This is a genomic window from Streptomyces sp. ALI-76-A (assembly GCF_030287445.1).
Lineage (GTDB): Bacteria > Actinomycetota > Actinomycetes > Streptomycetales > Streptomycetaceae > Streptomyces.
Genome location: NZ_JASVWB010000002.1, coordinates 813,787 through 839,911, shown reverse-complemented (window position 1 = coordinate 839,911; position 26,125 = coordinate 813,787). Strand labels below are relative to the sequence as shown.

Genomic DNA, 26,125 nt, shown 5'->3' with positions numbered 1-26,125 from the left:
GAAGACGTGCCGGCCCGGCCGGCGGACGGCCGCGTCACGCCCGCCGGCGTCCGGCCGTCAGCCGACCCGGATGCCCACGATGCAGGTGTCGTCGTCGGTGTCGGACCTGCTGTACGTGAGCAGCCGGTCCAACTGCTGGTCGAGCGTCTTGGGCGCGCTGCGCGCCGTGGTCAGCAGATGACGCAGGGACTCCTCCACGGAACGGTCACGGCGCTCGATCAGACCGTCGGTGTACATCAGCAGGGTGTCTCCGACGGCCAGCTGGATCTCCGTCTCCTCGTAGACGGCCTCGGGCACGGCCCCGAGCAGCAGCCCCTTGACCAGGGGCAGCGGGGCCGCCTCCGCCGCGCGGACGAGCACCGGCGGGAGATGACCGGCCCGTGCCCAGCGCAGGGTGTGCCGGTCCGGGTCGTACAGTCCGCAGACCGCCGTCGCGGTGACCGCGCCGGTGAGGTGGTGCGCCACGATGTTGAGCCACGACAGCAGCTGGCCCGGCCCGGCACCGGTCACGGCCAGCCCGCGCAGCGCGTTGCGCAGCACGACCATGCTCGTGGCGGCCTCTATGCCGTGCCCCGCCACGTCACCGACGCACACCAGGACCATCCCGGACGGCAGCACGACGGCGTCGTACCAGTCGCCGCCGACGAGCTGCTCCGTCTCGGCGGGCCGGTAGCGGACGGCCACCTGGAGGTCGGGGACCTCCAGCGGGGCCTGCGCGGGCGGCATGATGGCGTGCTGCAACTGCAGCGTCAGCCGGTTGCGTTCGGTGGCCTGCTGCTCGGTGTGCGCGAGCTGGTCGCGGGTGGCCGCGAGCGCCACCTCGGTCCAGTGCTGGGCCGAGATGTCCTGGTAGGCCCCGCGGACGGCGAACAGCCGGCCGTGCGTGTCGAGCACGGGCTCGGCGACGACCCTGATGTGCCGGGTGACACCGTCGGGCCGCTGGAGCCGGAACGCCGTGGACGCGGGCCGCCGTTGGTGCAGCACCGTGCGCAGGAACCTGCGGATGACGGTGGTGTCGTCCGGGTGGGCGTGGGCGGGCAGCTCCTCCAGCGGCACCGGCATGCTCGACGGGGAACGGCCGTACAGGTCGAACAGCTGTCCGTTCCAGGTGATCTCGCCGGTCAGCAGGTTCTCCTCGAACCCGCCGATGCGCCCGAGCCGCTGGGCGTGCTGGAGCAGACTCGCCAGCCGGGCGGTCTCGTCCTCGATCCGCCACAGCAGCAGGACGCCGCTCCCGTGCCGGCTGATGCTGATGTCGGCGACGGTCGACAGCGGAACCTGGTCCACCAGCGAGGTGAGGTTCATCCGCTGCGCGCGGAACGGCTCGCCTGTCGCGTACACCCGCTCGACGCGCTGGAACAGCTCGCTCACGCCGGCGGCCATCGGGTAGGCCTCCAGCAGCAGGGCACCGTTGATGACGGCGCGTGAGCGGCCCGCGGGATCGAGGAACCGGCCGTTCACGTGCTGGATGCGGAAGTCCACCAGGTGACCGGAGTCGTCCAGATGCGGCACGAGGACCAGGGCGGGGTCGTGCAGTCCGTCGGCCAGATCCATGAGCTCCGCCGCGTCCGGCAGCACGCGAGGCTCCTGCACCAGGTCGTGGACCTGCGTGTACGTCTCCAGCGTGTGGGCGCACAGCTCGGCCAGGGCCTCCACCTGCCGCACGATCCGCGCCGGCTGGACAGCCAGCGGCTCCGCCCAGGCGATCTCCAGCACCCCGTGGACGCGTCCGCCGGTCCCGGCGGGAAGGGCGGCCCGGCCGCCGTCCGGATGGTGATGCCGGCCGATGCTGGGCAGGCCGGTCTGGGCGAGCGAGGTGATCCACTGACCCGCGCGCTCGGTGAGGCCGCGCCGGGCCACCGTCGCCACGTCCGGCGGCACATAGCGCCAGCGCGCCGCCTCGGCCGGGGAGAAGCCGGCGCTGCCCGCCAGGGTGAGGGACCCGTCCGGGCCGGCCGCCCAGATGGCGACGGCCACCGCCCCGAGCGGCCGCAGTGCCTGCTGCAACAGGGAGTCCGCGACGGCCTGGGTGTCGTCCGCGGCCAGCGCGCCGCTCTCGGCCGCCCGCAGCCGTACGGCGGGGGACTCGCCCACCGGTTCCGCGTCGCCCGACGTGGCGGCGAGGAAGGCGTCGGTCACCTCCGACATCTTGTCCCGGGCGGCCTGGTTGATGACCTCGACCGCGAACTCCAGGGGCGTGACCTTGGCCTGCTCGGCCAGCTCCGCGAGCTGGCGCGCGGCCTGCGCGGGGCCGCACTGCAGACGTTCGACCAGGATGCCCTTGGCGAGCTCTATCAGGGCCCGCCCCTCCGCCTCCGCCTGGGCGGCCCGCACCTCACGGCGCAGCCGCTCGACGGTCGCGGCCAGCCTGCCGACGGGGGAGCCGGGGGGAACACCCGGTCCCTCGTCGCCTCGCCCCTCGCCGGCCGGCTCACCGCCGGGCTCACCGCCGGCCGGCCCGGCGGCGGGCGCCTCGTCGGGGGCCGGCCGGTTCCCGGCCTCCCCGTCGCCCGTGGGTCCGTCGTCGGCGGTGCCGGGCGGCGCGTCCGGCCGAGCCGGGGGAGCGGCGGACGCGTGCTGTGCCGCACCGTCGTCTTGCTCGTGCGGGTGTTCGGAGACGCTCACTGTGCGAAGGCTCCTCGGCCGACAGGCCCCGGGGGGCGGGAGAACGGGCGCCGGCCCGTCCGGGCGGTGTACGGGGCGGGGATGGGCGGCCTCACGCGGGCAACCACCGCCGGACGCAGGCGATCAGGTCCTGGGTGTCGACGGGCTTGGTGACGTAGTCGCTGGCGCCCGAGGCGAGGGACTTCTCCCGGTCGCCGGGCATCGCCTTCGCGGTGACGGCGATGATGGGCAGCTCGGTGTACTGCGGCATCCTGCGGATCTCGGCCGTGGCCGCGTAGCCGTCCATCTCCGGCATCATCACGTCCATCAGCACCAGGGAGATGTCCGGGTTGTTGACGAGGGCCTCGATGCCCTTGCGGCCGTTGTCCGCGTGCAGCACCCGGAACCCCTGGAGCTCCAGGATCCCGCTGAGCGCGAAGAGGTTGCGCGCGTCGTCGTCGACGACGAGCACGGTCCGGCCGTGGAACGAGTCGTCGACCGGCGGGGGCGTCAACGACTGCGGTTCCTCGGAGCGGACCAGGGTCAGCACGTCTCCGGGCTCCTCGGCCGAGAGGTGCAGCGCGATGCGTTCGCGCAGCTCGTCCAGGCTGGACAGGAACTCCAGAGAACCGCCCGCCGAACGGGACCGCAGGGTCTCCTCCAGGGCGAGGTCGGCGCGGTGACCGCTGTGCACGAGCACCGGGACACTCGCCAGCGCCGAGTCGCCCTCGACCGCCTCCAGGAACCGGGCGGCCTCACCGTCGGGCATGCCCAGTTCCAGTACGACACAGTGGCACGGCTCGTCGGCCAGGGCGCCCGCGGCCTCCTGGGCCCCGACGGCGGTGATGACGTCGACCGCGGCTCCCGGGCCGCCTCCGCTCCGGCCGTGGGCCACGTCCGCGACCACGCTCTCGGCGACCAGGGTCAGCAGCCCGCGGGAGCGCTCCTCCACCACGAGCAGCCGGCGCCGGCGTTCACCGGCCACCGGGCCGACGGCCGGCTGGCGGCTGGGCACGGTGTCCGGGGCGAGCGGGGCCTCCAGCGCCTTCTCGAAGAACCGGCCGCTGTCCAGCAGCTCCTCGAAGTCCGGACGGGCCACCGGCAGGAAGAGCGTGAACGTGCTGCCCTGTCCGGGCGTGCTGTCCACCGTCACCGCGCCGCCGAGCAGATGGGCGATCTCCCGCGTGATGGACAGACCCAGGCCGGTGCCTCCGTACTTGCGGCTCGTCGTGCCGTCCGCCTGCTGGAACGCGCCGAAGATCGTCTCCAGCTGCTGCTCCTGGATCCCGATGCCCGTGTCCTTCACGCGGAACGCCACGATGGCCACCCCGCGCAGCACCCCGCTGGGCACCTCGTCGTCGGCCACGGGTTCGATGCGCAGCTCCACGCCGCCGTGCTCGGTGAACTTGACCGCGTTGGACAGCAGGTTGCGCAGCACCTGACGCAGGCGGGAGTCGTCGGTCAGCAGGTCCGCCGGTGCGCCGGGGGCCGTGGCCACCGTGAAGTCGAGGCCCTTCTGCGATGTCATCGGCCGGAAGGTGGCCTCCACGTAGTCGATGAGCTGCCGCAGCGAGACGACCTCCGGCGCCACGTCCATCTTTCCGGCCTCGACCTTCGAGAGGTCGAGGATGTCGTTGATCAGCTGGAGCAGGTCCGATCCCGCGGAGTGGATGATGCCCGCGTACTCGACCTGCTTCGGGGTGAGGTTGCGGGAGGGGTTCTGGGCGAGCAGCTGGGCGAGGATGAGCAGGCTGTTGAGCGGGGTGCGCAGCTCGTGGCTCATGTTCGCCAGGAACTCCGACTTGTACTTCGAGGCGAGCGACAGCTGCTGGGCGCGCGCCTCCAGTTCCTGCCGGGCCTGCTCGATCTGGAGGTTCTTCGCCTCGATGTCCCGGTTCTGGGCCACCAGCAGTGAGGCCTTCTCCTCCAGCTCCGCGTTGGAGCGCTGCAATTCCTCCTGCTGCGACTGCAGCTCCGCCGACCGTGCCTGGAGCTCGGCCGTCAGCCGCTGGGACTCGTCCAGCAGCTCGTCGGTCCGGGCGTTGGCCACGATCGTGTTCACGTTGACACCGATGGTCTCCATCAGCTGTTCCAGGAAGTCCTGGTGCACCTCGGTGAAGGGGGTGACCGAGGCGAGCTCGATCACACCGAGGACCTGTCCCTCCACCACGATGGGCAGCAGCACGAGCGCGGTCGGCACCACCTGGCCGAGTCCCGAGGAGATGATCACGTAGTCGGGCGGCAGGGTGTCCACCGTGATGGTGCGCCGGCTGCGCGCGGCCTGGCCGACCAGGGTGCGGCCGAAGGCGATGCGGGTCGGCCGTGTGGCGTCGTCGGGGTAGCCGTAGGAGCCGACGAGCCGCAGCTCGGGGCCGTTGTCACTGTCCTCGGCGAGGTAGAAGGCGCCGTACTGGGCCGACACCAGCGGTACCAGCTCGTCCATGATCAGCTCGGCCACGACGGGCAGGTCGCGGTGGCCCTGCATCAGGCCGGAGATCCGGGCGAGGTTGGTCTTGAGCCAGTCCTGCTCCTGGTTGGCCCGGGTGGTCTCGCGCAGGGACCCCACCATGGAGTTGATGTTGTCCTTGAGTTCGGCGACCTCGCCGGAGGCCTCCACCGTGATGGAGCGGGTCAGGTCGCCCTCGGCCACGGCGCTCGCCACCTCGGCGATCGCCCGCACCTGACGCGTCAGGTTGCCCGCGAGTTCGTTCACGTTCTCGGTGAGGCGCTTCCAGGTGCCCGAGACACCCTCCACCTCGGCCTGGCCGCCGAGGCGTCCTTCGGTGCCGACCTCGCGGGCGACGCGGGTGACCTCGTCGGCGAAGGCGGAGAGCTGGTCGACCATCGTGTTGATGGTCGTCTTGAGTTCGAGGATCTCGCCGCGGGCGTCGACGTCGATCTTCTTCGACAGGTCGCCCTTGGCCACCGCGGTCGTCACCAGCGCGATGTTGCGCACCTGGCCGGTCAGGTTGTTCGCCATCGAGTTGACGTTGTCGGTCAGGTCCTTCCAGGTGCCGGCCACGTTGGGCACGTGCGCCTGGCCGCCGAGGCGTCCTTCGGTGCCGACCTCGCGGGCGACGCGGGTGACCTCGTCGGCGAACGCGGAGAGCGTGTCCACCATCGTGTTGATCACGTCCGCCAGGGCCGCGACCTCGCCCTTGGCCTCGACGGTGATCTTCTGCGAGAGGTCACCGCGGGCCACGGCGGTGGCGACCTGCGCGATCGAGCGGACCTGACCGGTGAGGTTCGACGCCATCACGTTGACGTTGTCGGTGAGGTCCTTCCAGGTGCCCGAGACGCCCCGCACCTGGGCCTGGCCGCCGAGGTTGCCGGCGGTGCCGACCTCGCGGGCGACGCGGGTGACCTCGTCGGCGAAGGCGGAGAGCTGGTCGACCATCGTGTTGATGGTGTTCTTGAGTTCGAGGATCTCGCCGCGGGCGTCGACGGTGATCTTCTGCGACAGGTCGCCCTTGGCCACGGCGGTCGCCACCTGGGCGACGTTGCGCACCTGCGAGGTCAGGTTGCCGGCCATGAAGTTCACCGAGTCGGTGAGGTCCCGCCAGGTGCCCTTGACCCCCTTCACGTCCGCCTGGCCGCCGAGGCGTCCTTCGGTGCCGACCTCGCGGGCGACGCGGGTGACCTCGTCGGCGAAGGCGGAGAGCTGGTCGACCATCGTGTTGATGGTGTTCTTGAGTTCGAGGATCTCGCCGCGGGCGTCGACGGTGATCTTCTGCGACAGGTCGCCCTGGGCGACGGCCGTGGTCACCTGGGCGATGTTGCGGACCTGACCGGTCAGGTTGCCCGCCATCCCGTTCACCGAGTCCGTGAGGTCCCGCCAGACGCCGGCGACCCCCGGCACCTGCGCCTGGCCGCCGAGCCGTCCCTCGCTGCCGACCTCGCGGGCGACGCGGGTGACCTCGTCGGCGAAGGCGGAGAGCTGGTCGACCATCGTGTTGACGGTCTCCTTCAGCTGGAGGATCTCGCCCCGCGCGGGAACGTCGATCTTCTGCGACAGGTCCCCCTTGGCCACGGCCGTGGCCACCTGCGCGATGTCGCGCACCTGCGTCGTCAGGTTGCCCGCCATGGCGTTGACGGAGTCCGTGAGATCGGCCCAGGTGCCGGAGACACCCGGTACCTCCGCCTGTCCGCCGAGGGTGCCCTCGGTGCCCACCTCGCGCGCCACCCGGGTGACCTCGGAGGTGAACACGGACAACTGGTCGACCATGCCGTTGAACACGGTCGCGATGTCGCCCATGAGGCCCTCGCCGTCGGCCGGCAGGCGGGTGCCGAAATCACCGTCCCGTACGGCCGTCAGGCCTGCCAGGAGCTGCCTCAGCTCCCGATCGCCCGGGACCGCGTCGGTGACCTCGGTGGTGTTGCTGGTCATGCGCACCCTCGTTCCACTCCCCAGGAGCCCTCGATCGACGAGGGCTCGGAACCCGGCCGGGCCTTCGGGCGGCCCCGCTAGTAGTGTGTGCATTTCCGCAGTTCACGGATCTGCTTGATGAGAAATACGCCGCAGGCTAACCCACCCGACGAGCGGGGGACAAAGCGTCGTGCCATCTTGTGCTTCCGGACCAGAACCACGCGCCGGGACGCGCATATCCGCGCGGACCCTGGGTACTGGGCAAGGTTTCCCTTCCGTTCCCGTGCTCATGCCTTGGTCGGGGCGTACCGCGCAGAATGCGAACGCTGCGGGAGGGTAATCGCTGCTGTGGAGCGGGCGGGCACGACTGCCGTCCGTGGGCAGGTCGACTACGGCTCGGGGAGGAAGGAGCGCTGTGGCCATCGACGGGATCTGGTCGTACGCACCGGACAGCGGTCATGCGGAGGGACAGGAGCTCACGGGGTACACCGTGGCAGCGACCGACGGCACCATCGGCCACGTGGACCGGCAGGCCGACCCGTTCGGCATGCGCCACCTGGTCGTCGACACGGGCGTGTGGGTCTTCGGCCGGAGCGTCCTGGTGCCGGTCGGCGTCGTGACCGGTGTCGACACCGCGGACCGGAGGATCACGCTGTCCTGCACGCGGGGCGAGGTGAAGGCGGCGCCCCGGTTCCGGACGGACAGTGAAACCATGGACGAGGCGTATCTCACGAGTGTCGGTGACTATTATCATCGGCTCCCGCCACGTGAGACGACGGCCGCCACCTGACCTGGACGGGCGGGGGACGGTGACGGAGCGCACCGGCCCGTAAGAGGGGCGGCCGCGAACGCGTGGGACGGGGGCGCCGTCACGAGACCCCGCCGACGCACCGGGCGCCGTCGGACCTCCGGTGCCGGCGGATCCTGGAGCGGGCGAACCGAGCGGATTGCGCCGGCCCGTACGGGGCACGCGGTCCGTCCGCACCGGGCGCGGGTCGTCGCGGACGGCGGCGGACGGGGCATCGAGAACGTGGGGAAGGCTGGTTGTGGTGACAGGAACGGCGGGGTTCTTCGTCCTGGCCGATGACGTCGAGTCCGTGACGGAGGCGCCCCGGGCAGTGACGGGGCCGTGAGGGCGGCGGACCGCCCCTCGGACGCGACCCGTACGGCGCCCACGGTCAGGACGGCGGCCGCGGCCCGCGCGCACGCCCAGTCGGTGGTGCGCGAACGGTGGGACGCGCAGGGCCGGATGCTGCGGGAGGACGACGTGGTCGACCTGACACTCGTCGTCTCGGAACTGGTCACGAACGCCATCCGGCACGGCGCGGGGCTGGCGGGGTTCGATGTCGAGCCCACGCCCGACGGCGTCCGGCTGGCCGTTCACGACCACAGTGACGTGGTCCCCGACGTCGCCTACGGATCCGGTGCGCTGCCCGCCGACCACCACGGCAGCGGTTACGGCTGGCCTCTGATCATCCGTCTCGCCCGGGACATCGCCATCGACAGGCGGGCCGGGGGCGGCAAGACGATCCGGGTCTTCGTGCCCCTGCGGGACGTGTCCGGCTGACCGGGCCGGCCGCGCTCACCACGGCAGGAAGACGTGGATCTCCTTGCCGTGCTCACTGGTGACGACGCTGACCTGGTCGCACAGCGTGTGGATCAGGTGCCAGCCGATGCCGCCCCCGCCGTGGTTGGGGTGGAAGGGGCGGGGCGCCGGTGGTGTGGTGTTCGTGTCCTGCATGACGACGTGCACGCCGTCGAAAGTCCGGCGCATGCTCAGTTCGAAAGGACCCGGTGCGTACTGGACCGCGTTGGCGGCCAGTTCCGTGACCACCAGGAGTATGTCGTCCCAGTACTCCGGCGCGGCCGGTGGAGAGGTGCGTGCCAGGTCTGTGAGGAATTTCTCCGCTTCCAGGCGCGCACCCGTCACGTTGCGCAGCTCGCCCGAGAATCGGGTGCTGCGGCTCGGGATCTCCTTGGAAGTCAGTGTGTCGTCCCTATGCGGCTCGGTTGCCATCTCGCCTTCCCCGCCCGGCGTCAGCAGGGCTGTAGTCCCTTCTCTTGCGCCCCCACCGTTTGTTAGTTCCCAGGCAGACGGAGCCTACGCGCGCGGCGGCGCGATCAGCCCGGAGTCCGCCACCCGCCCGGAGCCCGCGACCGGCCCGGATCCACCGAGATGCCGCCGTACTGCCTGACGTCGCGGATCCGGGGCAGAGGGATGTCCTAGGGATCTCCTAGGTACTACGAACGGAGGGTGACCGTGCTCGCCATAGCAGCGGCAGTACTGTTTTTCATCGCGTTTCTGATCAACGCCGCCGAGATCTCGACCAACGACGTCTTCACGTCGACGAACGTCATGCTCATCGGGTTGATGGTGCTGGCCCTGCACCTCGCGGGTGTGGGCAGTTCCCTGGGGAGCCGCAGGCGCTGACGCACGGCCCGGACCCCGGCGGTCGTACGGAACCCGGAATCAGCAGGGTTGCGCACGTACCGCCGGGGTCCGGGCTATGCGGCCGTCGTGGACACACACGCGTCGAGATCGTGTACGGCTCCGCGTGACTCCCAGCCGCGCAGACAGCACGCGGCGTGCAGTTCCCGCCACCCCCGCGCCACTTCGGCGGCCGGTCCGTCCGCGTGCAGGCAGTCGGGGAGGTGGCCGGTTTCACCGCGGAGCAGCCAGAAGTCGCAGCAGGGCTCGGGCGCCGGCCGCCGCGGTGCCGCGCCCAGCGCGAGGTGCCTGGCGAGCCCATGGGCCCGCACCAGCTGGGCGTGGGCCCGCGCGGCACGCAGGGCCACTGTGCCGAGGCCGAGCGTGACGAGCGCCAGGCCCGTCGCCGCCCTCCCGTGCGGGCCGCCGGCGCACCAGGCGGCGCCGAGGCCGGTGAGAAGCGCTCCGGCGGAGCAGACGGCTCTGGAACGACGGTGGTTGAGCATGGACGGCGGCTCCCCGTGGGTCGGCGCGGGCTTCTCAGCCGCGTCTGCGACGAACCGGCGCGGGTAAACCCGAGTGTGTCGAACGTCACTGCCCGGCCGAACCTCACCGCTCAGCCGAACGTCGTCCAGGCCACGCCGCCGTTGACGGTCACGAGGACGGCGAGGAGCACCAGGTCCGCGATGCCGAGCCCCAGCCCGAGCAGGGCCCGGAAGCGGCGGGGGGTGTCCCTGCGCAGGGCGAGCACCGCCAGCACGATCGCGATGGGCCCGAGGACCACGTTCAGTACGACCAGTCCGACCAGGCCGAGAACGAAGGACGCGACGGCCATGCCCTCGGTGTCCCGCCTGCCCGCCTTCTGCCGGGGCGCTGCGGTCAGCCTCATGTGCCGGCCCCTTCCGTACGCGTCCGCCGCCGGCGTTCACGCACGGCGAAGACGGCCAGCCACACGGCGATCACCGCACTGACGACCAGGGTGACGGGCAACGGCAGATAGGCCACGGAGCCGAGGACGAAGGCCAGGAGGACGAGTGCCACGACCAGAAAAAGCACCGTTCACCTCCCGCTTCGAACCACGCCGACAACAAACGGAATTGGCAATTTCGGAATCATGCCGGTACAGGTTTCCAGCGCGGCGGAGATCACGCCTCCGCGTCACGCCAACTCTCCGGTATGAAGGGCTTGTTGGAGGGCACTCGCACATCAATCCAAGAAGCCGACACCGGGAGAATGTGATGACGAGTTACGGCAGTTCCCCTGCCGCGTCCTCCAGGTCACGCACCAACGGTCTGGCCATCGCGAGCCTCATCTGCGGAATCATCGGACTGATCTTCTTCAATGTGATTCTCGGCCCGATCGCGATCGTGCTGGGCGCGGTGGGAATGCGTCAGGCATCGGCCAAGGGCGGGGCGGGAATGGCCAAGGCCGGCGTCATTCTCGGCATCATCGATCTGGTCATCTTCGCCGTACTGCTGGCGATGGCCGCGTCCGGCGGCGGCGGTACCTGGTACATCGGCGGCTGATCCGGGACCGCGTATCCGGGGAACCGGAAAGGGCGTACGCGGGTCACCCCGCGTACGCCCTTCGTCCTGTCCCGGGCATCTGCCCGTCGTCGTGCGCCGTGAGCGGTGGACCCATCGTCGTCCTGCCCCGCCCGTCCCGGCCGCGGCGACGCTCACCCGAAGACGTTGTCCGCCTCGTCCCAGGCCGCCGACTCGTCCGGCACGCGGGTGCGGCCGGGGCGGGAGCGGGCCTGGTACATCGCGTCGATCTCCAGCGCGTAGGTGCGCACGATGAGGTCGCGGCGCAGCTTCATCGAAGGCGTAAGTAACCCGCTGGCCAGGTCGAACGGCTCCGGCAGCACCCGGAACACCCGGATGGACTCCGACCGGGACACCGTGCTGTTGGCCGCCGCCACGGCCCGCGTGATCTCCTCCCGCAGCGCGTTCTCCTCCCGCGCCTCCCGGCTCGGCGTGTCGCTCTGCACCGCCAGGGCCGCCCGCCAGTGCGCGAGGAAGTCCGGGTCCAGCGTGATCAGCGCTCCCACGCAGGGCCGGTTGTCGCCCACGACGACCGCCTGGTGGATGAGCGGGTGCATCCGCAGCCGGTGCTCCAGCGACGCCGGGGCGACGCTCTTGCCGCTGCTGGTGATGATGATGTCCTTCTTGCGGCCCGTGATCGTCAGATAGCCCTGGGAATCCAGCCGCCCCAGGTCCCCGGTGGCCAGCCAGCCGCCGTGCAGCGCGGCCCGTGACGCCGGCTCGTCGCCCACGTAGCCCTGGAACACCGACGGCCCGCGCACCAGGATCTCCCCGTCGGCGGCCACCCGGATGTCCGTGCCCGGCAGGGCCTGTCCGACGGTCCCGGACTTCTCCCGGCCCAGCGGCTGCATCGTGATCCCGCCACTGGTCTCGGTCAGCCCGTAGCCGTCGTGGACGTAGAGGCCGATGCCCTCGTAGAAGAGCGAGAGGTCCCGGTTCAGGGGCGAGCCGCCGGAGGTGGCGCGGCGGGCCCTGCCGCCGAGCGCGCCGCGCAGCTTGCGGTACACCGTCCGCTCGTACAGGGCGTGCTGGAGCCGCAGGTCGAAACCGGGGCCCGGCCCCTCGCCGAGCCGCTGCCGCTCGCAGGCCGCGGCGAAGTCCCGCGCGGTCTCGGCCGCCCGCTCGAACAGCGCGCCCCGGCCGCTCTGCTGGGCCGTGCGCAGGAAGTTCTTGTACATCTTCTCGAACATCGACGGGACCGCGTAGAAGTACGTGGGCCGGAAGGACCGCAGCGCCGAGGCCAGCGCCTCCTCGCTCAGGTCGGGCTCGTGCGCCATGAGCAGCCCGCCGCGCACGCACAGGCCCTGGATCATGAGGCCGTACACGTGGGAGAACGGCAGGAAGGCCAGCACGGAACCCTGTTCCCCGGGCGGCGCGACGGTGTGCCCCCAGCCGGCCAGCAGGGTGTCGCAGGGGTTCGCCAGACCGCGGTGGCTCAGCGCGCAGCCGAGGGGCCGGCCCGCCGTGCCGGAGGTGTAGGCGACGGCCGCGGTGGCGTCCGGCAGCACGATGCGGCGCAGCGAGTCGACGGTGGCCTGGGGGATGTACGTGCCCCGCGCCGCCAGGTCCCCCAGGGCCCCCGCGTCCAGCTGCCAGACGTGCCGCAGCAGGGGCAGGGACGCGCACACCGAGCCCACCGTCATCACCGACTGCTCGTCCTCGACCACGACGGCCACGCACCCGGCGTCCCGGAGGATCCACTCCACCTGCTCGCGCGCTGAGGTCGGGTAGATCGGGACGACCTCCGCGCCCACCGCCCACAGGGCGTAGCAGACGACCGTCCACTCGTACCGGGTGCGCGCCATGATGGCCACGCGGTGGCCCGGCGTGATCCCGGACGCGATCAGCCCCTTGGCCAGGTCCACCACCTCGTCCCGCAGTTCCACCGCGGTCACCTCCTCCCAGGCCGAGGAGGCGGCGTCGGGGCGGCGGGCGAGCATCGGGCGGGTGGGATCGAGGGCCGCCATGTCGAAGACGCTGTCGGCCAGCCCGCCGGTCGACGGTCGGGCGGCCGGGGGAGGAGGGGCGACGTCGCGCATGCTGATCCTGACGTGTACGGGCTGTGACTCCGCCGATGAGCACGGTTATCTGCGGTGCTCGAATCTAGCCGAGGCGACCGCGCGGAGTGCCGGGAACGGACAACTGGCCGGCGCCGATGATCTCGGCGGGTCGGGGAACCCGGGGGGCATGAACCACCCGAACCCTGATCCCGAGCCCGAGCGCACCACCGGTCTGGAACCGGGCGGCGGTGTACCGCCGGGCGAGACCCCGCCGGCCGAGAGCAGCATGTCCGAGGCGGGCCCGCGGGAGACACACAATCCCCCCAAGGGCTGGGCCAAGGCACCGCTGGCCGTGATCCTCGTCCTGGCCGTCGTCATCGCGGCGTTCTTCCTGGCGTACGCCCTGGTGCTGATCCTGTAGGAGAGCACCGGGGCGGGCGGGAAGCGGTCCTACTCCTGCGTGTGGCGCACGCACGCGGTGACCACGTCGCGCAGGCTGCCGGTCCGCTCCATCAGTGCGCGCTGCACCTGATCGCCGCTGCCGCCGCGCAGCAGCACGTCACAGGTCTCGCGGGCGCGGTCCAGGTCGCCGCTGTCGGCGAGGGCGTCCTCCACGTGCTCCAGCAGCGCCCGCACCACCGTCTCGGCGGGCATGCGCCGCATGGTCGCGGGGTGCAGCAGTTCCTCGGTGAGGCCCCAGCGGGCGGCCCGCCAGGACGCCAGCCGCTGCAGGCTCACGCTGTGCCCGGCCGGCTCCACGCCCTCCCGCCACTCACGCGCGGCGGTCTCGACGAGGCCGCGGGTGAGCGTGGCGATGAGCACGGCGGTGTCGGCCCGCAGGCAGACGTCGGACACCCGGATCTCCACCGTCGGGTACTGCCGGGACAGCCGGGCGTCGAAGTAGATCATCCCCTCGTCGAGGAGCACCCCGGTGGCCACCATGTCCGCGACCCTGCGGTGGTAGCGCTCGGCCGAACGGAACGGCTCGGTCGCGCCGGCCGACGGCCACCGCTGCCACACCCGGCTGCGGTAGCTGCTGTAGCTGGTGTCCTTGCCCTGCCAGAAGGGGGAGTTGGCGCTCAGCGCGGACAGCACCGACAGCCAGGGCTGGATCCGGTCGATGACGGCGACGCCCTCCTCGTCGGACTCCACGGAAACGTGTACATGGCAGCCCATGACGAGTTGTTCCTGGGTGGCGATCCCGTACTGGTCCGCCATCCACTGGTAACGGCGCCCCGCGGCGACGGACGGGCTGACCGGCAGCGGTGAGGTGGCCAGCGCGGCGACGGCGCAGCCGCTCTCCTCGGCGTGCCGGGCGGCATCCTTGCGGCAGCGGACGATCTCCGCGTGCAGCTCCTCCATGCCCGACTGCGGATGCGTCGCGAACTCCAGCATCTGGTTGTGCAGTTCTTTTTCGAAGACGTCCTGATCGGCGTCGTCCCGCGCGGCGCGGGCGAGCACCGCGGCGGACAGTGCCTGCGGCTCGCCCGTCTCCGGATCAACCAGGAGGAGTTCCTCCTCCACTCCGACGGTGCGCACGTGATGCAGCCCTTTCTGTGGCCCTTGGCGGCGACGAGGAATCCTCGGTCGTACGACCCCGACTGCCCCCTCGGGGCCGTTCGGACACCTGCTGCCGCCGCACGGACCTCATCAGGGGCGTGGCGTCAGCCAGACCGTCGCCAGCGGCGGCAGCGTCAGGCGCAGGGCCCCGTCCTCCGGCTTCAGCGGACCGGGGTGCGTGACATCACCGCCGCCGTACCGCGCGGCGTCGGTGTTGAGGGCCTCGTACCAGGCGACGACGTCGTCCGGGACGCCGATCCGGTAGTCGTGGCGGACGACGGGGGAGAAGTTGGAGACGGCGAGGAGCGGGGAGCCCTCGGCGTCGTAGCGCAGGAACGCGAAGACGTTGTCCTCGGCCGCGTCGCCGACCACCCACCGGAAGCCGCCGGGGTCGGTGTCGCGCTGCCACAGCGCCGGCGTGTGCCGGTAGACGGTGTTGAGGTCGCGGACCAGGTCGCGCACGCCCCGGTGGTCGGCCTCGGCCCCGTACTCCGGGTCCAGCAGCCACCAGTCGGGACCGTCCGGTTCGGACCACTCGGCTCCCTGGGCGAACTCCTGGCCCATGAAGAGGAGTTGCTTGCCGGGGTGGGCCCACATGAAGCCCAGGTAGGCCCGGTGGTTGGCGCGCTGCTGCCACCAGTCGCCCGGCATCTTCGACACGAGGGCCTGCTTGCCGTGGACGACCTCGTCGTGCGAGACGGGCAGCACGAAGTTCTCGCTGTAGGCGTACACCATCGAGAAGGTCATCTCGTTGTGGTGGTACTTGCGGTGGACGGGCTCATGGCTGATGTACTCCAGCGAGTCGTGCATCCAGCCCATGTTCCACTTCAGCCCGAAGCCCAGACCGCCGCTGTCGGTGGGCCGGGTCACGCCGTCCCACGCCGTGGACTCCTCGGCGATGGTCACCACGCCCGGTGCCCGCCGGTACACGGTCGCGTTCATCTCCTGGAGGAACGCCTTCGCGGCCAGGTCCTCACGGCCCCCGAACACGTTCGGCGTCCACTGCCCCGATTCGCGCGAGTAGTCGAGGTAGAGCATGGAGGCGACGGCGTCCACCCGCAGGCCGTCGATGTGGAACTCCTCGCACCAGTACACGGCGTTGGCGACGAGGAAGTTGCGCACCTCGACCCGCCCGAAGTCGAACTCGTAGGTGCCCCAGTCCGGATGCTCGGCCCGCCGGTCGTCCCCCGGCTCGTACAGCGGGTCCCCGTCGAAGCGGGCCAGCGCCCAGTCGTCCTTCGGGAAGTGCGCCGGGACCCAGTCCATGATCACGCCGATGTCGGCCCGGTGCAGGGCGTCGACCAGGTGCTTGAAGTCGTCCGGTGTGCCGAGCTGGGCCATCGGCGCGTAGAAGCCGGTGACCTGGTAGCCCCAGGAACCGCTGAAGGGGTGCTGCGCGACCGGCATCAGCTCGACATGGGTGAAGCCGAGGTCCTTGACGTAGGCGGGGAGTTCCTCGGCCAGCTGCCGGTACGTCAGCCCCGGGCGCCAGGACGGCAGGTGGACCTCGTACACCGAGAAGGGCGCCCGGTGCACCGGCACGTCCCCGCGCCGGGCCATCCACTCCTCGTCGCCCCACTCGTACCGCGAGGAGGTCACGACGGACGCCGTGTCGGGCGGCACCTCGGAGCGGCGGGCCATCGGGTCGGCCTTGAGGAACCGGCCGCCGTGACGGGAGGTGATCTCGAACTTGTACCGCGTGCCCTCCCCGATGCCCGGCAGGAACAGCTCCCACACCCCGGACGCCCCCAGGGACCGCATCGGGAACGCCTGCCCGTCCCAGAAGGTGAAGTCGCCGGCCACCCGCACGCCCCGCGCGTTCGGCGCCCACACCGTGAACCGGGTGCCGCGCACGCCCTGGTGCGTCATCGGCTCCGCGCCCAGCGCCTTCCACAGCTGCTCGTGCCGGCCCTCACGGATGAGGTGGAGGTCGGTCTCGCCGAGGGCGGGCAGGAAGCGGTACGGGTCGTGCGTCTCCTGCTCGCCGTCCGCGTACACCACCAGCAGCGTGTACGCGGGGATCGCGTCGAGCGGCAGGACGCCGGAGAAGAGGCCCTCGCCCTCGGAGGCGAGGCGGGTGCGCGCGCCGTCGACCACGACGCTCACCGAGCGGGCGAACGGGCGCAGCGCCCGGAAGGCGATCCCGCCCGGGACCGGGTGGGCGCCCAGCAGGGCGTGCGGGTCGTGGTGGGCGCCCGACAGCAGGCGTCCGCGGTCGGCGGGGTCCAGAGGCGGGGCCGTTCCGGGCGGGGTGGGTCCGGACGGCTCGGGCAGCGAGGTGTCGTCGCGCAGGGCCACGGGTCAGTCTCCTCTCACGGCGAGACGCTCGATCGCCGCCATGGGTACGGGAAGCCAGTCGGGGCGGTGCCTGGCCTCGTAGAGGACCTCGTAGACCGCCCGGTCCGTCTCATAGGCACGGAGCAGGCCGTGCTTCTTGCGTGGATCCCATCCGGCGCGGGCCGCGTAGCCCGCGCAGAACGCCTCCCGGCAGCGGCGCGCCCACTCAGGACGCCACGGGCGGCGCTGCCGGGCCGCGTAGTCGAAGGAGCGCAGCATGCCGGCGATGTCCCGCAGCGGGGACTGGGTGCTGCGCCGCTCGGCGAGCGGGCGGGACGGCTCGCCCTCGAAGTCGATGACGAACCACTCGCGTCCCGCCCGCAGCACCTGTCCCAGGTGCAGGTCACCGTGGATGCGCTGGGCGGGGGGTCCGGGATCGCAGGCGACGAGTGCGCCGAAGGCGCCCCGCAGACCGGGCACGAACGGCTTGAGGGCGGGCACGCAGTGCGCGGCGGCGTCCAGCCGCTCGGTCATCGCCGCCGCCGTACGGCTGCTCTCGTCATGGGTGCCGGAGGGGAACGCCGAGGCCAGCGCGAGGTGCACCTCCGCCATGGCCCGCCCCAGCTCCCAGGAGTGCTGGGTGAAGTCGTCCCCGGTGGCGAGGGCGCGCAGCGCCAGCGCCCAGCCGTCGGCGGCGTCCCGCAGGTACGGCTGGAGCACGCCCAGCGTCGCCTCCTGCGGCTGCGTGGTCCGGAACCAGGCCACCGGGGCGGGAACACGGCGGCAGCCCTGCCCGGCCAGCGCGCCCGGTACCTCCAGGTCGGGGTTGATCCCCGGCTGGACGCGGCGGAAGAGCTTCAGGATGAACTCGTCGCCGTACACCAGCGAGGAGTTGGACTGCTCGGCGTCCAGCAGCCGCGGCGGCAGCCCGGCCGGCACGGGCACGGACGCGTCACCCTCGAAGCGCAGCGGACCGGCCGAACCCTGGTGCCGCAGCCGTTCCAGGAGCAGCTGCGCCGACCGGGGGTCGTGCAGGGCGTCGTACACCGTCATGCCCGCGAACGGCCCGCGTTCCGCCCGGCCGATGAGCGCGCGGCCCAGGCGCGGCGACAGATGCTTCCGTACGCCGAGCAGCAGCTGGTAGCAGTCACCGGCCGGCGTGCCGCCGCCCGGGGCCGGCACCGGGGCGGGACCGGTCTGCACCAGCAGGTGCAGACAGCCCGGGAACAGTTCGGTCATCGACAGCAGACCCAGCTCTGTGACAGGCCGGTCCTTGCCCGCGAACCAGCGCTGCCGGGGCAGCCAGTCGCGCAGCAGATCACCGAACGAGAGCATCGGGTCGGCGACGACCGAGCGTCTGGCACGGAGGAATGCGGTCTTCGGCATGGTGACGCGTCCTTTCGTCGGCACACGCTCAAAGTCGTCGACCGATGCGGGATGCCACGCGGGAGAGCCGGAACCAGTAGAAACCGTGGCCGCCGAGGGTCAGCAGATACGGCAGTTCACCGATGGCGGGGAAGCGGACCCCGCCGAACAGCTCGACCGGATGACGACCGGCGAACTCCCGCAGATCGAGTTCCGTCGGCTGCGCGAACCGGGCGAAGTTGTTCACGCACAGGACCAGGTCGTCCTCGTACTCCCGCAGGAAGGCCAGCACCGCGGGGTTGGAGGACTGAAGCTCCGTGTAGGAGCCGAGACCGAAGGCGTGGTTCTGCTTGCGGATCTCGATCATGCGGCGGGTCCAGTGCAGCAGCGAGGACGGGGAGGCCATGGACGCCTCGACGTTGGTGACCTGATGGCCGTAGACCGGGTCCATGATCGTGGGGAGGTAGAGCCGGCCGGGGTCGCAGGAGGAGAAGCCGGCGTTGCGGTCGGGGGTCCACTGCATGGGGGTGCGGACGGCGTCGCGGTCACCGAGCCAGATGTTGTCGCCCATGCCGATCTCGTCGCCGTAGTACAGGATCGGCGAGCCGGGCAGGGACAGCAGCAGGGCGGTGAACAGCTCGATCGTGTCGCGGTCGTTGTCCAGCAGGGGTGCGAGGCGCCGGCGGATGCCGATGTTGGCGCGCATGCGGGGGTCCTTGGCGTACTCCGCCCACATGTAGTCGCGTTCCTCGTCGGTGACCATCTCCAGGGTCAGCTCGTCGTGGTTGCGCAGGAAGATGCCCCACTGGCAGCTGGAGGGGATGGCCGGGGTCTTGGCCAGGATTTCCGAGACCGGGTACCTGGATTCCCTGCGGACGGCCATGAAGATGCGGGGCATGACCGGGAAGTGGAACGCCATGTGGCATTCGTCGCCGCCGCTCGCGTAGTCGCCGAAGTAGTCGACGACGTCCTCCGGCCACTGGTTGGCCTCCGCCAGCAGCACCGTGTCCGGGTACATCGCGTCGATCTCGCTGCGGACGCGCTTCAGGAACAGGTGGGTGGCCGGGAGGTTCTCGCAGTTGGTGCCCTCCTGCGCGTACAGGTAGGGCACGGCGTCGAGGCGGAAGCCGTCGATGCCGAGGTCCAGCCAGAAGCGGAGGGCCGCCAGGATCTCCTCCTGCACGGCCGGGTTCTCGTAGTTGAGGTCCGGCTGGTGGGAGAAGAAGCGGTGGAAGAAGTACTGCTGGCGGACGGGGTCGAAGGTCCAGTTGGAGGCCTCGGTGTCGACGAAGATGATCCGCGCGTCCTGGTACTGCTGGTCGTCGTCGGCCCACATGTAGTAGTCGCCGTAGGGGCCGTCGGGGTTGTTGCGGGACTCCTGGAACCACGGGTGCTGGTCGCTGGTGTGGTTCATCACGAAGTCGATGATCACGCGCATGCCGCGCTGGTGGGCGGCGTCCACGAACTCCACGAAGTCGGCGAGGTCGCCGAACTCGGGCAGCACCGCGGTGTAGTCCGAGACGTCGTAGCCGCCGTCACGCAACGGCGACTTGAAGAAGGGCGGCAGCCACAGGCAGTCGACACCGAGCCACTGCAAGTAGTCGAGTTTGGCCGTGAGGCCTTTGAGGTCGCCCACGCCGTCGCCGTTGCTGTCCTGGAAGGAGCGGACGAGGACCTCGTAGAAGACGGCGCGTTTGAACCACTCCGGATCCCGGTCTTTGACGGGGGTGTCCTCGAAGGTGTCGGGGACGGGCTCGTTGACGGTCATGACGCTGGTGACCCTCCGTTCTGCGGCGAGGCGGCCGACCGCCGGACGTGGAACACGTGCGCGGGCGCCCGACCGGGCTCCAGTCGCACATAGTTGTTCCTGCTCCAGCGATAGGTCTCACCCGCCAGTTCGTCGTGCATGGACACGGACTCGTGCCATTCCAGGCCGAGCCGTGGCATGTCCAACGAGACGGTGGCCTCCTGGGCGTGGTGCGGATCGAGATTGACGACCACCAGAACCGTGTTCTCACCCGCTTGCTTGCTGTACGCCATGACGGCGCCGTTGTCGGCGTGGTGGAAGTCGATGTTCCTGAGCTGCCGGAGCGCGGGGTGGCGCCGCCGGATGGTGTTGAGCCGGGTGATCAGGGGGGTGATGCTGCGTCCCTCGCGGTCGGCGGCTTCCCAGTCACGGGGCTTGAGCTGGTATTTCTCGGAGTCGAGGTACTCCTCGCTGCCGTCGCGCACGGGGGTGTTCTCGCACAGTTCGTAGCCGCTGTAGACGCCCCAGGTGGGGGAGAGGGTCGCGGCGAGCACGGCCCGCACCTCGAAGGCGGGCCGGCCGCCGTGCTGGAGGTAGGCGTGCAGGATGTCGGGCGTGTTGGGGAAGAAGTTGGGCCGCATGTAGGAGGCGGCCTCCCCCGACAGCTCGCTGAGGTACTCGGTCAGTTCCTCCTTGCCGGTACGCCAGGTGAAGTACGTGTACGACTGCTGGAAACCGATCTGGGCCAGCGTGTGCATCATCGCGGGCCGGGTGAACGCCTCGGCCAGGAAGATCACGTCGGGGTCGGTGCGGTTGATGCCGTCGATCACCCGCTCCCAGAACACGACCGGTTTGGTGTGCGGGTTGTCGACCCGGAAGATCCGCACCCCGTGGTCCATCCAGTGCCGCAGCACCCGCAGCGTCTCGGCGATCAGGCCGTCCATGTCCGCGTCGAACGCGATCGGGTAGATGTCCTGGTACTTCTTGGGCGGGTTCTCCGCGTACGCGATCGTCCCGTCGGGACGGTGGTGGAACCACTCCGGGTGCTTGTGCACCCAGGGGTGGTCCGGGGAGCACTGCAACGCGAAGTCCAGCGCGATCTCCAGGCCCAGCTCCCGCGCCCGGCCCACGAACCAGTCGAAGTCCTCCAGGGTGCCCAGGTCGGGGTGGACGGCGTCGTGGCCGCCCTCGGAGGAGCCGATCGCCCAGGGCACGCCCACGTCGTCGGGGCCGGCCGACAGGGTGTTGTTGGGGCCCTTGCGGAAGGTGTGGCCGATGGGGTGGATGGGCGGCAGGTACACGACGTCGAAGCCCATCCGGGCGATCTCCGGCAGCCGGCGGGCGGCGGTGCGGAACGTGCCGTGCGGCCGCTCGGGAGTGCCCTCGGAGCGGGGGAAGAACTCGTACCAGGACCCGAACAGGGCCCGCTCCCGCTCCACCAGCAGCGGCAGCGACTCCGACGCCGTCACCAGCTCCCGCAGCGGATACCGGGCCAGCACCGCGTCCACCTCCGGCGTCAACGCCGCCGCCAGCCGGGTCGCGACCGGCAGGGAGTCGTCGCGCAGGATCTCCACGGCGGCCAGCACCGCCGCCTGTTCCGGCCCCTGCGGCACTCCGGCCGCCGCGCGCTCGTGGAGGTCGGCGCCCTCCTCCAGCACCAGCCCGGTGTCGATCCCCGCGGGAACCTTTATGCGGGCGGTGCGGCGCCAGGTGGCCAGCGGATCGCTCCACGCCTCGACGCGGTAGGTCCACTGGCCCTCGACGTCCGGGGTCACCTCGGCGCCCCAGCGGTCGGAACCGGGGCTCAGTTCCCGCATCGGCGTCCACGGGCCGTGCCGGCCCTCGGGATCCGTCAGGACGACGTTGGCGGCGACCGCGTCATGGCCCTCGCGGAACACAGTCGCGGTGACCTGGAACGTCTCGCCGGTGACCGCCTTCGCCGGACGGCGGCCGCCGTCCACGGCCGGCCTGACGTCCCGGACGGGGATACGGCCGATGGTCGGGATCGAACTCATGGGAAACACCTCCGCCGTGCTCGACTGGTCCGGACGTGTCGCCCGGCCGGGAAACGAAGCTGCGCCGGAAGGTGGTTACCTCCCCGCGGGGGACCGCCGATCCGACGTCGGCGGGCCCCGTCTGGGCACGGCCCGCGGACCGGGCCGGCCGCGTTCCTGCTGGAGGTAGGTGCCCGGGGTGCTCCGCAGATAGCGCTCGGCGGCGTCCGCCGCCTCGCGCGCGCACCGCTTGCCCATCAGTGCGCAGAGCGTGTGGCCCGAGTCCTCGAAGGTGGACCGGATCCGGCGATCGGCGGGGGCGGCGAGCATCATGCGTTCCCACGCCCGGTACCGCCGCAGGTGCCGGGCCACTTCGGCTTTGGCCGGTAGCAGCATGGTGCCGTTCACCTTCCCGGGCTCGATGGCACGTCTCCCCGACCGTCGGGCGGCTGCCGCGCGGACACGCACGGATCCGTTACGGGCATCGAGGTCTTCACACATGGTGCATGCCGGGTGACCGAGCGTCCTGTTGGCTCTTCAACTACCTCAGGTGTGCGCTCGTGTTGCACGAATGGGCTAGGCCACCCACTCTTGAGGTGACTCAGAAGCGATCAGTGCTCACGCTTCGTGTTCGGGGCCGATGTCCCGCAGGGGCGAGGAGAAAGCTTCGCCGGTGAGGAGCCAACGACGATGAACACCGCAGTGCCTTGCTACTACCACCTCGACGTGGAGGTCGGCCCGGAACGGGTGGGACAGGTCAGGCGCATCCTGGCCGCCCATCTCCGGTACTGGGACCTGGAGACCCTGGTCGAGCCCGTCTGCCGCGGCACCGAGATGCTGCTGAAGGCCATCGACGAACACGCCACCGACAAGAACGCGTCCATCGAGATGTGGTGGAACGGCCAGCACCTCATCACCGCCGTCGGGGAGAACGACTGCGACCTGCGTCCGGACCAGGACCTGCGCGGCGCTCTGGAGCACATCGCCGCGATGAGCGACGGCTGGGGCTGCTGTGCCACCGACACCGGCAGCAAGGTCATCTGGTTCTCCCAGCGCGCCCGCGCCGGCGAACGCGTCCCGCTGGTGCCCACGGCACCCTGGCCCGACCTGCGCGAGGTGCTCCAAGTGCCGCGCGAGGTGCGCGTCGCGGCCCTGGCCGGACCCGAGAGCACGTCCGCCGGCGTCCTGGAGGACGCCCGGTGACCGCGAGCCCGCGCCGGAAAGGGGTGTCCGCGTGCAGCGGGCACCCCTATCCATTGGGCGCCGCGCACGACGGGAACGGCACCAACTTCGCGCTGTTCAGCGAGGTCGCCGAACGGGTCGAACTGATCCTCGTCGACGACCACGGCACTCACACGAGCGTCCCGCTGACCGAGGCCGACGGCTTCGTGTGGCACGGCTATCTGCCCGGGATCGGACCGGGGCAGCGGTACGGCTACCGGGTGCACGGCCCCTGGCAGCCGTCGCTGGGCCATCGGTGCAACCCCGCCAAGCTCCTCCTCGACCCGTACGCCACGGCGGTGGACGGACAGATCGACAACCACGCCTCCCTCTTCGAGCGCGCGGCGGACGGCCCCTCCCGGTCCGACAGCGCCGGACACACGATGCTCGGCGTGGTCACCGACCCGGCCTTCGACTGGGGCGACGACCAGCCGCTCGGACGGCCGTACGCCGACAGTGTGATCTACGAGGCCCACGTCCGCGGACTCACCCGCACCCACCCCGACGTCCCGCCCGAGCTGCGCGGCACCTACGCCGGTCTCGCGCACCCGGCGGTCGTCGAGCACCTGACCAAGCTCGGCGTGACCGCGATCGAGCTGATGCCGGTCCACCAGTTCGTGCAGGACGGCGTGCTCACCGACCGCGGCCTGTCCAACTACTGGGGCTACAACACCATCGGCTTCTTCGCGCCGCACAACGCCTACGCCGCCCACGGCACCCGCGGCCAGCAGGTCACCGAGTTCAAGGCGATGGTGAAGGCGCTGCACGCGGCCGGGCTCGAGGTGATCCTGGACGTCGTCTACAACCACACCGCCGAGGGCAACGAGAAGGGCCCCACGCTCTCCTTCCGCGGCATCGACAACGCCTCCTACTACCGCCTGGTGGACGGCGACTGGGGGCACTACTACGACACCACCGGCACCGGCAACAGCCTGCTGATGCGGCACCCGTACGTGCTCCAGCTGATCATGGACTCGCTGCGGTACTGGGTCACCGAAATGCACGTCGACGGCTTCCGCTTCGACCTCGCGGCCACCCTCGCCCGGCAGTTCCACGAGGTGGACCGGCTCTCGGCGTTCTTCGACCTGATCCAGCAGGACCCGGTGATCAGCCGCGTCAAACTGATCGCCGAGCCGTGGGACGTGGGAGAGGGCGGCTACCAGGTGGGCAACTTCCCGCCCCTGTGGTCGGAGTGGAACGGCAAGTACCGCGACTGCGTGCGGGACTTCTGGCGCGGCCAGCCGCACACGCTCGGCGAGTTCGCCTCCCGGCTGACCGGTTCCGCGGACCTCTACCAGCACAGCAGGCGAAGCCCGCGCGCCAGCGTCAACTTCGTGACCGCGCACGACGGGTTCACCCTGCGCGACCTGGTCTCCTACAACGACAAGCACAACGAGGCCAACGGCGAGGGCAACCGGGACGGCGAGAGCGTCAACCGGTCCTGGAACTGCGGGACCGAGGGCGAGAGCGACGACCCGGCCGTCCTGGAGATGCGCGCCCGCCAGCAGCGCAACTTTCTGGCCACGCTGCTGCTCTCGCAGGGCATCCCGATGCTCAGCCACGGCGACGAACTGGGCCGCACCCAGCGCGGCAACAACAACGCCTACTGCCAGGACAACGACGTCTCCTGGATCGACTGGCGGCTGACCGGCCGGCAGCGCGGCCTCGCCGACTTCACCCGCCGCCTCATCGGCCTGCGCGCCGCCCATCCCGTGCTGCGCCGGCGCCGCTTCTTCCGCGGCGAGACCGTCACCCACGCGGGCCAGCCGCTGCCCGACCTGGTCTGGCTGCTGCCGGACGCGCGCGAGATGACGGACGAGGACTGGCAGCGCTCCGACGCCCACTCGGTCGGCGTCTTCCTCAACGGCGACGCGATCGCCGAACCCGACCCGTGCGGCCGGCCGGTCGTCGACGACTCGTTCCTGCTGCTGTTCAACGGCTACTGGGAACCGGTGGACTTCCGGCTGCCGGACGTCACCTACGGCGAACGCTGGACGACCCTGATCGACACCGCCGAACCGCAGGGCGCCGACGAGTCCGAGCACAAGGCGGACGCGCGGGTGACCGTCGAGGCACGCAGCCTGGTGCTGCTGTCGAGGCCCTCGCGCACCGCCCGGCAGGACCGCGGTGGCGCACGCCGGTAGACGCGGGCAGTGACCCGGGGCGCGGGGCGCCGCGGGTCCGGTCAGCGCTCGCGGCGCGAGGTCACCGTGAACTGCGCGCCGTCCAGGTCGCGCAGCACGGCCTCGTCGCTGCCCTTGGACAGCACGCTGCCGCCGTGCACCTCGGCGGCCCGCGTACAGGCCGACACGTCCGCGACGGCGAAGTGGACCTGCCAGTGCGGCCGGATCGCCGGATCGGGCGCCGAACCCAGCGCCCCGGACTCGATCCGGGCCACGATGTTCCCGCGGCTGCGCAGCACGACCTCGCCGCCCTCGTAGTGGACCTCGCAGCAGCCGGGCCGCTCCGACGCCCACTCGAGGACCTCGCCGTAGAAGATGGCGGCGTCGAAGGCGTCGCGGGTGTGCAGCCGGATGAACGCGGGCTGCGCCTCCCGCCAGGCCTCCCAGTCGGCGACGAGGTCGCCCTCCCAGATGCCGAAGGTCGCGCCGTCCCGGTCGGCCAGCAGGGCCGCCCGCCCGGGCGGGAAGGACAGCGGGCCGACCGCCGCCGTACCGCCGCGCTCCTGCGCCCGTGCCGCCGCCTCGTCCGCGCTGGACACGGCGAAGTACGGCGTCCAGGCGACCGCCATCTGCCACATGTTCGCCACCGCGGCGATCCCGGCGACGGGTGTCCCCTCCGCCAGCGCCATGCGGAAGCGGTCGCCGAGCTTCGCCGGCCGCCACTGCCAGCCCAGCACGGCGGAGTAGAACCTCTCGGTCGCCTCCACGTCGCGGCTGGTCAGACTGACCCAGCAGGGAGCGCCGAACACGGAGTGCGTGGACATGACGTCCTTCGTGGCGCTGGGGGGCCTCACGTCGTGGTTCATGACAGTCGTGTCCTGCTCTCGTCGGCCGGG

21 protein-coding genes are annotated in these 26,125 nt (G+C 71.2%); 7 read left to right on the top strand and 14 right to left on the bottom strand.

The genetic code is table 11. The annotated features are described in order from the left end of the window. Nucleotides 1-57 precede the first annotated feature (57 nt). Nucleotides 58-2,625, bottom strand: a complete 2,568-nt coding sequence (locus tag QQS16_RS04515) for a SpoIIE family protein phosphatase (protein ID WP_286060308.1) — start codon at nucleotides 2,623-2,625, stop codon at nucleotides 58-60. A gap of 91 nt (nucleotides 2,626-2,716) precedes the next feature. Further along, nucleotides 2,717-6,991 (bottom strand): HAMP domain-containing protein, encoded by a 4,275-nt coding sequence (locus QQS16_RS04510; RefSeq protein ID WP_286060307.1) that lies wholly within the window; start codon nucleotides 6,989-6,991, stop codon nucleotides 2,717-2,719. Nucleotides 6,992-7,385: 394 nt separating this feature from the next. Here QQS16_RS04510 and QQS16_RS04505 point away from each other — a divergent pair, with 394 nt between their 5' ends. Both QQS16_RS04505 and QQS16_RS04500 read left to right on the top strand, forming a co-directional pair. Then, nucleotides 7,386-7,760 (top strand): PRC-barrel domain containing protein, encoded by a 375-nt coding sequence (locus tag QQS16_RS04505; protein ID WP_286060306.1) that lies wholly within the window; start codon nucleotides 7,386-7,388, stop codon nucleotides 7,758-7,760. Between the two features lie 339 nt (nucleotides 7,761-8,099). Beyond that, the gene (locus QQS16_RS04500; protein ID WP_286060305.1) at nucleotides 8,100-8,537 is read left to right on the top strand and encodes an ATP-binding protein; all 438 of its coding nucleotides are present in this window, start codon (nucleotides 8,100-8,102) and stop codon (nucleotides 8,535-8,537) included. A gap of 15 nt (nucleotides 8,538-8,552) precedes the next feature. On the opposite strand, the gene QQS16_RS04495 is transcribed toward QQS16_RS04500, so the two are convergent. Continuing rightward, entirely contained in the window at nucleotides 8,553-8,987 is a 435-nt protein-coding gene (locus QQS16_RS04495) for an ATP-binding protein (RefSeq protein WP_286060304.1), read from the bottom strand. 237 nt (nucleotides 8,988-9,224) lie between these two features. On the opposite strand from QQS16_RS04495, the gene QQS16_RS04490 reads away from it, so the two are divergent. Further along, on the top strand, nucleotides 9,225-9,401 hold the full coding sequence (locus tag QQS16_RS04490; RefSeq protein WP_286066568.1) for a hypothetical protein: 177 nt from the start codon (nucleotides 9,225-9,227) through the stop codon (nucleotides 9,399-9,401). A gap of 74 nt (nucleotides 9,402-9,475) precedes the next feature. On the opposite strand, the gene QQS16_RS04485 is transcribed toward QQS16_RS04490, so the two are convergent. The 3 genes from QQS16_RS04485 to QQS16_RS04475 form a co-directional block, all read right to left on the bottom strand. Next, entirely contained in the window at nucleotides 9,476-9,904 is a 429-nt protein-coding gene (locus QQS16_RS04485) for a hypothetical protein (RefSeq protein WP_286060303.1), read from the bottom strand. A 110-nt stretch (nucleotides 9,905-10,014) separates the two neighbouring features. Further along, the gene (locus QQS16_RS04480) at nucleotides 10,015-10,287 is read right to left on the bottom strand and encodes a DUF4190 domain-containing protein (protein ID WP_286060302.1); all 273 of its coding nucleotides are present in this window, start codon (nucleotides 10,285-10,287) and stop codon (nucleotides 10,015-10,017) included. After that, nucleotides 10,284-10,454 carry a hypothetical protein gene (locus tag QQS16_RS04475; RefSeq protein ID WP_286060301.1) on the bottom strand — a complete coding sequence of 57 codons (171 nt, stop codon included), beginning with the start codon at nucleotides 10,452-10,454 and terminating at the stop codon, nucleotides 10,284-10,286. The genes QQS16_RS04480 and QQS16_RS04475 overlap by 4 nt, the downstream gene beginning before the upstream one ends. Before the next feature lie 182 nt (nucleotides 10,455-10,636). On the opposite strand from QQS16_RS04475, the gene QQS16_RS04470 reads away from it, so the two are divergent. Then, nucleotides 10,637-10,924 carry a DUF4190 domain-containing protein gene (locus QQS16_RS04470; RefSeq protein WP_286060300.1) on the top strand — a complete coding sequence of 96 codons (288 nt, stop codon included), beginning with the start codon at nucleotides 10,637-10,639 and terminating at the stop codon, nucleotides 10,922-10,924. A 152-nt stretch (nucleotides 10,925-11,076) separates the two neighbouring features. On the opposite strand, the gene QQS16_RS04465 is transcribed toward QQS16_RS04470, so the two are convergent. Continuing rightward, complete coding sequence (locus QQS16_RS04465; RefSeq protein WP_286060299.1) at nucleotides 11,077-12,981, bottom strand: AMP-dependent synthetase/ligase; 1,905 nt, start codon at nucleotides 12,979-12,981, stop codon at nucleotides 11,077-11,079. Between the two features lie 148 nt (nucleotides 12,982-13,129). On the opposite strand from QQS16_RS04465, the gene QQS16_RS04460 reads away from it, so the two are divergent. Next, nucleotides 13,130-13,363, top strand: coding sequence for a DUF6480 family protein (locus QQS16_RS04460; protein ID WP_286060298.1), 234 nt, complete (start codon nucleotides 13,130-13,132; stop codon nucleotides 13,361-13,363). 29 nt (nucleotides 13,364-13,392) lie between these two features. Here the strand turns inward: QQS16_RS04460 and QQS16_RS04455 are convergent, their stop codons facing one another. From QQS16_RS04455 to QQS16_RS04430, 6 genes are all read right to left on the bottom strand, one after another. Further along, entirely contained in the window at nucleotides 13,393-14,481 is a 1,089-nt protein-coding gene (locus tag QQS16_RS04455; protein WP_286060297.1) for a glutamate--cysteine ligase 2, read from the bottom strand. Nucleotides 14,482-14,592: 111 nt separating this feature from the next. Beyond that, nucleotides 14,593-16,800, bottom strand: coding sequence for a 1,4-alpha-glucan branching enzyme (glgB, locus tag QQS16_RS04450; protein ID WP_286060296.1), 2,208 nt, complete (start codon nucleotides 16,798-16,800; stop codon nucleotides 14,593-14,595). 3 nt (nucleotides 16,801-16,803) lie between these two features. After that, nucleotides 16,804-18,165 (bottom strand): maltokinase N-terminal cap-like domain-containing protein, encoded by a 1,362-nt coding sequence (locus QQS16_RS04445; protein ID WP_286060295.1) that lies wholly within the window; start codon nucleotides 18,163-18,165, stop codon nucleotides 16,804-16,806. 28 nt (nucleotides 18,166-18,193) lie between these two features. Continuing rightward, nucleotides 18,194-19,912 (bottom strand): maltose alpha-D-glucosyltransferase, encoded by a 1,719-nt coding sequence (gene treS, locus QQS16_RS04440; RefSeq protein WP_286060294.1) that lies wholly within the window; start codon nucleotides 19,910-19,912, stop codon nucleotides 18,194-18,196. Then, on the bottom strand, nucleotides 19,909-21,906 hold the full coding sequence (locus QQS16_RS04435) for an alpha-1,4-glucan--maltose-1-phosphate maltosyltransferase (RefSeq protein WP_286060293.1): 1,998 nt from the start codon (nucleotides 21,904-21,906) through the stop codon (nucleotides 19,909-19,911). Before QQS16_RS04435 ends, treS begins: the two co-directional genes overlap by 4 nt. A gap of 75 nt (nucleotides 21,907-21,981) precedes the next feature. Further along, nucleotides 21,982-22,281: a DUF5133 domain-containing protein gene (locus QQS16_RS04430; RefSeq protein WP_286060292.1), complete on the bottom strand. Its 300-nt coding sequence runs from the start codon at nucleotides 22,279-22,281 to the stop codon at nucleotides 21,982-21,984. 294 nt (nucleotides 22,282-22,575) lie between these two features. Between QQS16_RS04430 and QQS16_RS04425 the strand changes: the two genes are divergently transcribed. After that, entirely contained in the window at nucleotides 22,576-23,088 is a 513-nt protein-coding gene (locus QQS16_RS04425; RefSeq protein ID WP_286060291.1) for a pep a2, read from the top strand. Continuing rightward, nucleotides 23,085-25,250, top strand: coding sequence for a glycogen debranching protein GlgX (glgX, locus tag QQS16_RS04420; protein WP_286060290.1), 2,166 nt, complete (start codon nucleotides 23,085-23,087; stop codon nucleotides 25,248-25,250). Before QQS16_RS04425 ends, glgX begins: the two co-directional genes overlap by 4 nt. A 41-nt stretch (nucleotides 25,251-25,291) precedes the next feature. Here glgX and QQS16_RS04415 read toward each other — a convergent pair whose 3' ends face one another. Continuing rightward, nucleotides 25,292-26,095, bottom strand: coding sequence for a VOC family protein (locus QQS16_RS04415; protein WP_286060289.1), 804 nt, complete (start codon nucleotides 26,093-26,095; stop codon nucleotides 25,292-25,294). Nucleotides 26,096-26,125 lie beyond the last annotated feature (30 nt).

What these genes read in the sequence shown, in the direction of transcription:
- QQS16_RS04510 (WP_286060307.1), bottom strand. Translation starts at nt 6,991, where the DNA reads ATGACCAGCAACACCACCGAGGTCACCGACGCGGTCCCGGGCGATCGG.
- QQS16_RS04495 (WP_286060304.1), bottom strand. Translation starts at nt 8,987, where the DNA reads ATGGCAACCGAGCCGCATAGGGACGACACACTGACTTCCAAGGAGATC.
- QQS16_RS04485 (WP_286060303.1), bottom strand. Translation starts at nt 9,904, where the DNA reads ATGCTCAACCACCGTCGTTCCAGAGCCGTCTGCTCCGCCGGAGCGCTT.
- QQS16_RS04480 (WP_286060302.1), bottom strand. Translation starts at nt 10,287, where the DNA reads ATGAGGCTGACCGCAGCGCCCCGGCAGAAGGCGGGCAGGCGGGACACC.
- QQS16_RS04470 (WP_286060300.1), top strand. Translation starts at nt 10,637, where the DNA reads ATGACGAGTTACGGCAGTTCCCCTGCCGCGTCCTCCAGGTCACGCACC.
- QQS16_RS04465 (WP_286060299.1), bottom strand. Translation starts at nt 12,981, where the DNA reads ATGCGCGACGTCGCCCCTCCTCCCCCGGCCGCCCGACCGTCGACCGGC.
- QQS16_RS04460 (WP_286060298.1), top strand. Translation starts at nt 13,130, where the DNA reads ATGAACCACCCGAACCCTGATCCCGAGCCCGAGCGCACCACCGGTCTG.
- QQS16_RS04445 (WP_286060295.1), bottom strand. Translation starts at nt 18,165, where the DNA reads ATGCCGAAGACCGCATTCCTCCGTGCCAGACGCTCGGTCGTCGCCGAC.
- treS (WP_286060294.1), bottom strand. Translation starts at nt 19,912, where the DNA reads ATGACCGTCAACGAGCCCGTCCCCGACACCTTCGAGGACACCCCCGTC.
- QQS16_RS04435 (WP_286060293.1), bottom strand. Translation starts at nt 21,906, where the DNA reads ATGAGTTCGATCCCGACCATCGGCCGTATCCCCGTCCGGGACGTCAGG.
- QQS16_RS04430 (WP_286060292.1), bottom strand. Translation starts at nt 22,281, where the DNA reads ATGCTGCTACCGGCCAAAGCCGAAGTGGCCCGGCACCTGCGGCGGTAC.
- QQS16_RS04425 (WP_286060291.1), top strand. Translation starts at nt 22,576, where the DNA reads ATGAACACCGCAGTGCCTTGCTACTACCACCTCGACGTGGAGGTCGGC.
- QQS16_RS04415 (WP_286060289.1), bottom strand. Translation starts at nt 26,095, where the DNA reads ATGAACCACGACGTGAGGCCCCCCAGCGCCACGAAGGACGTCATGTCC.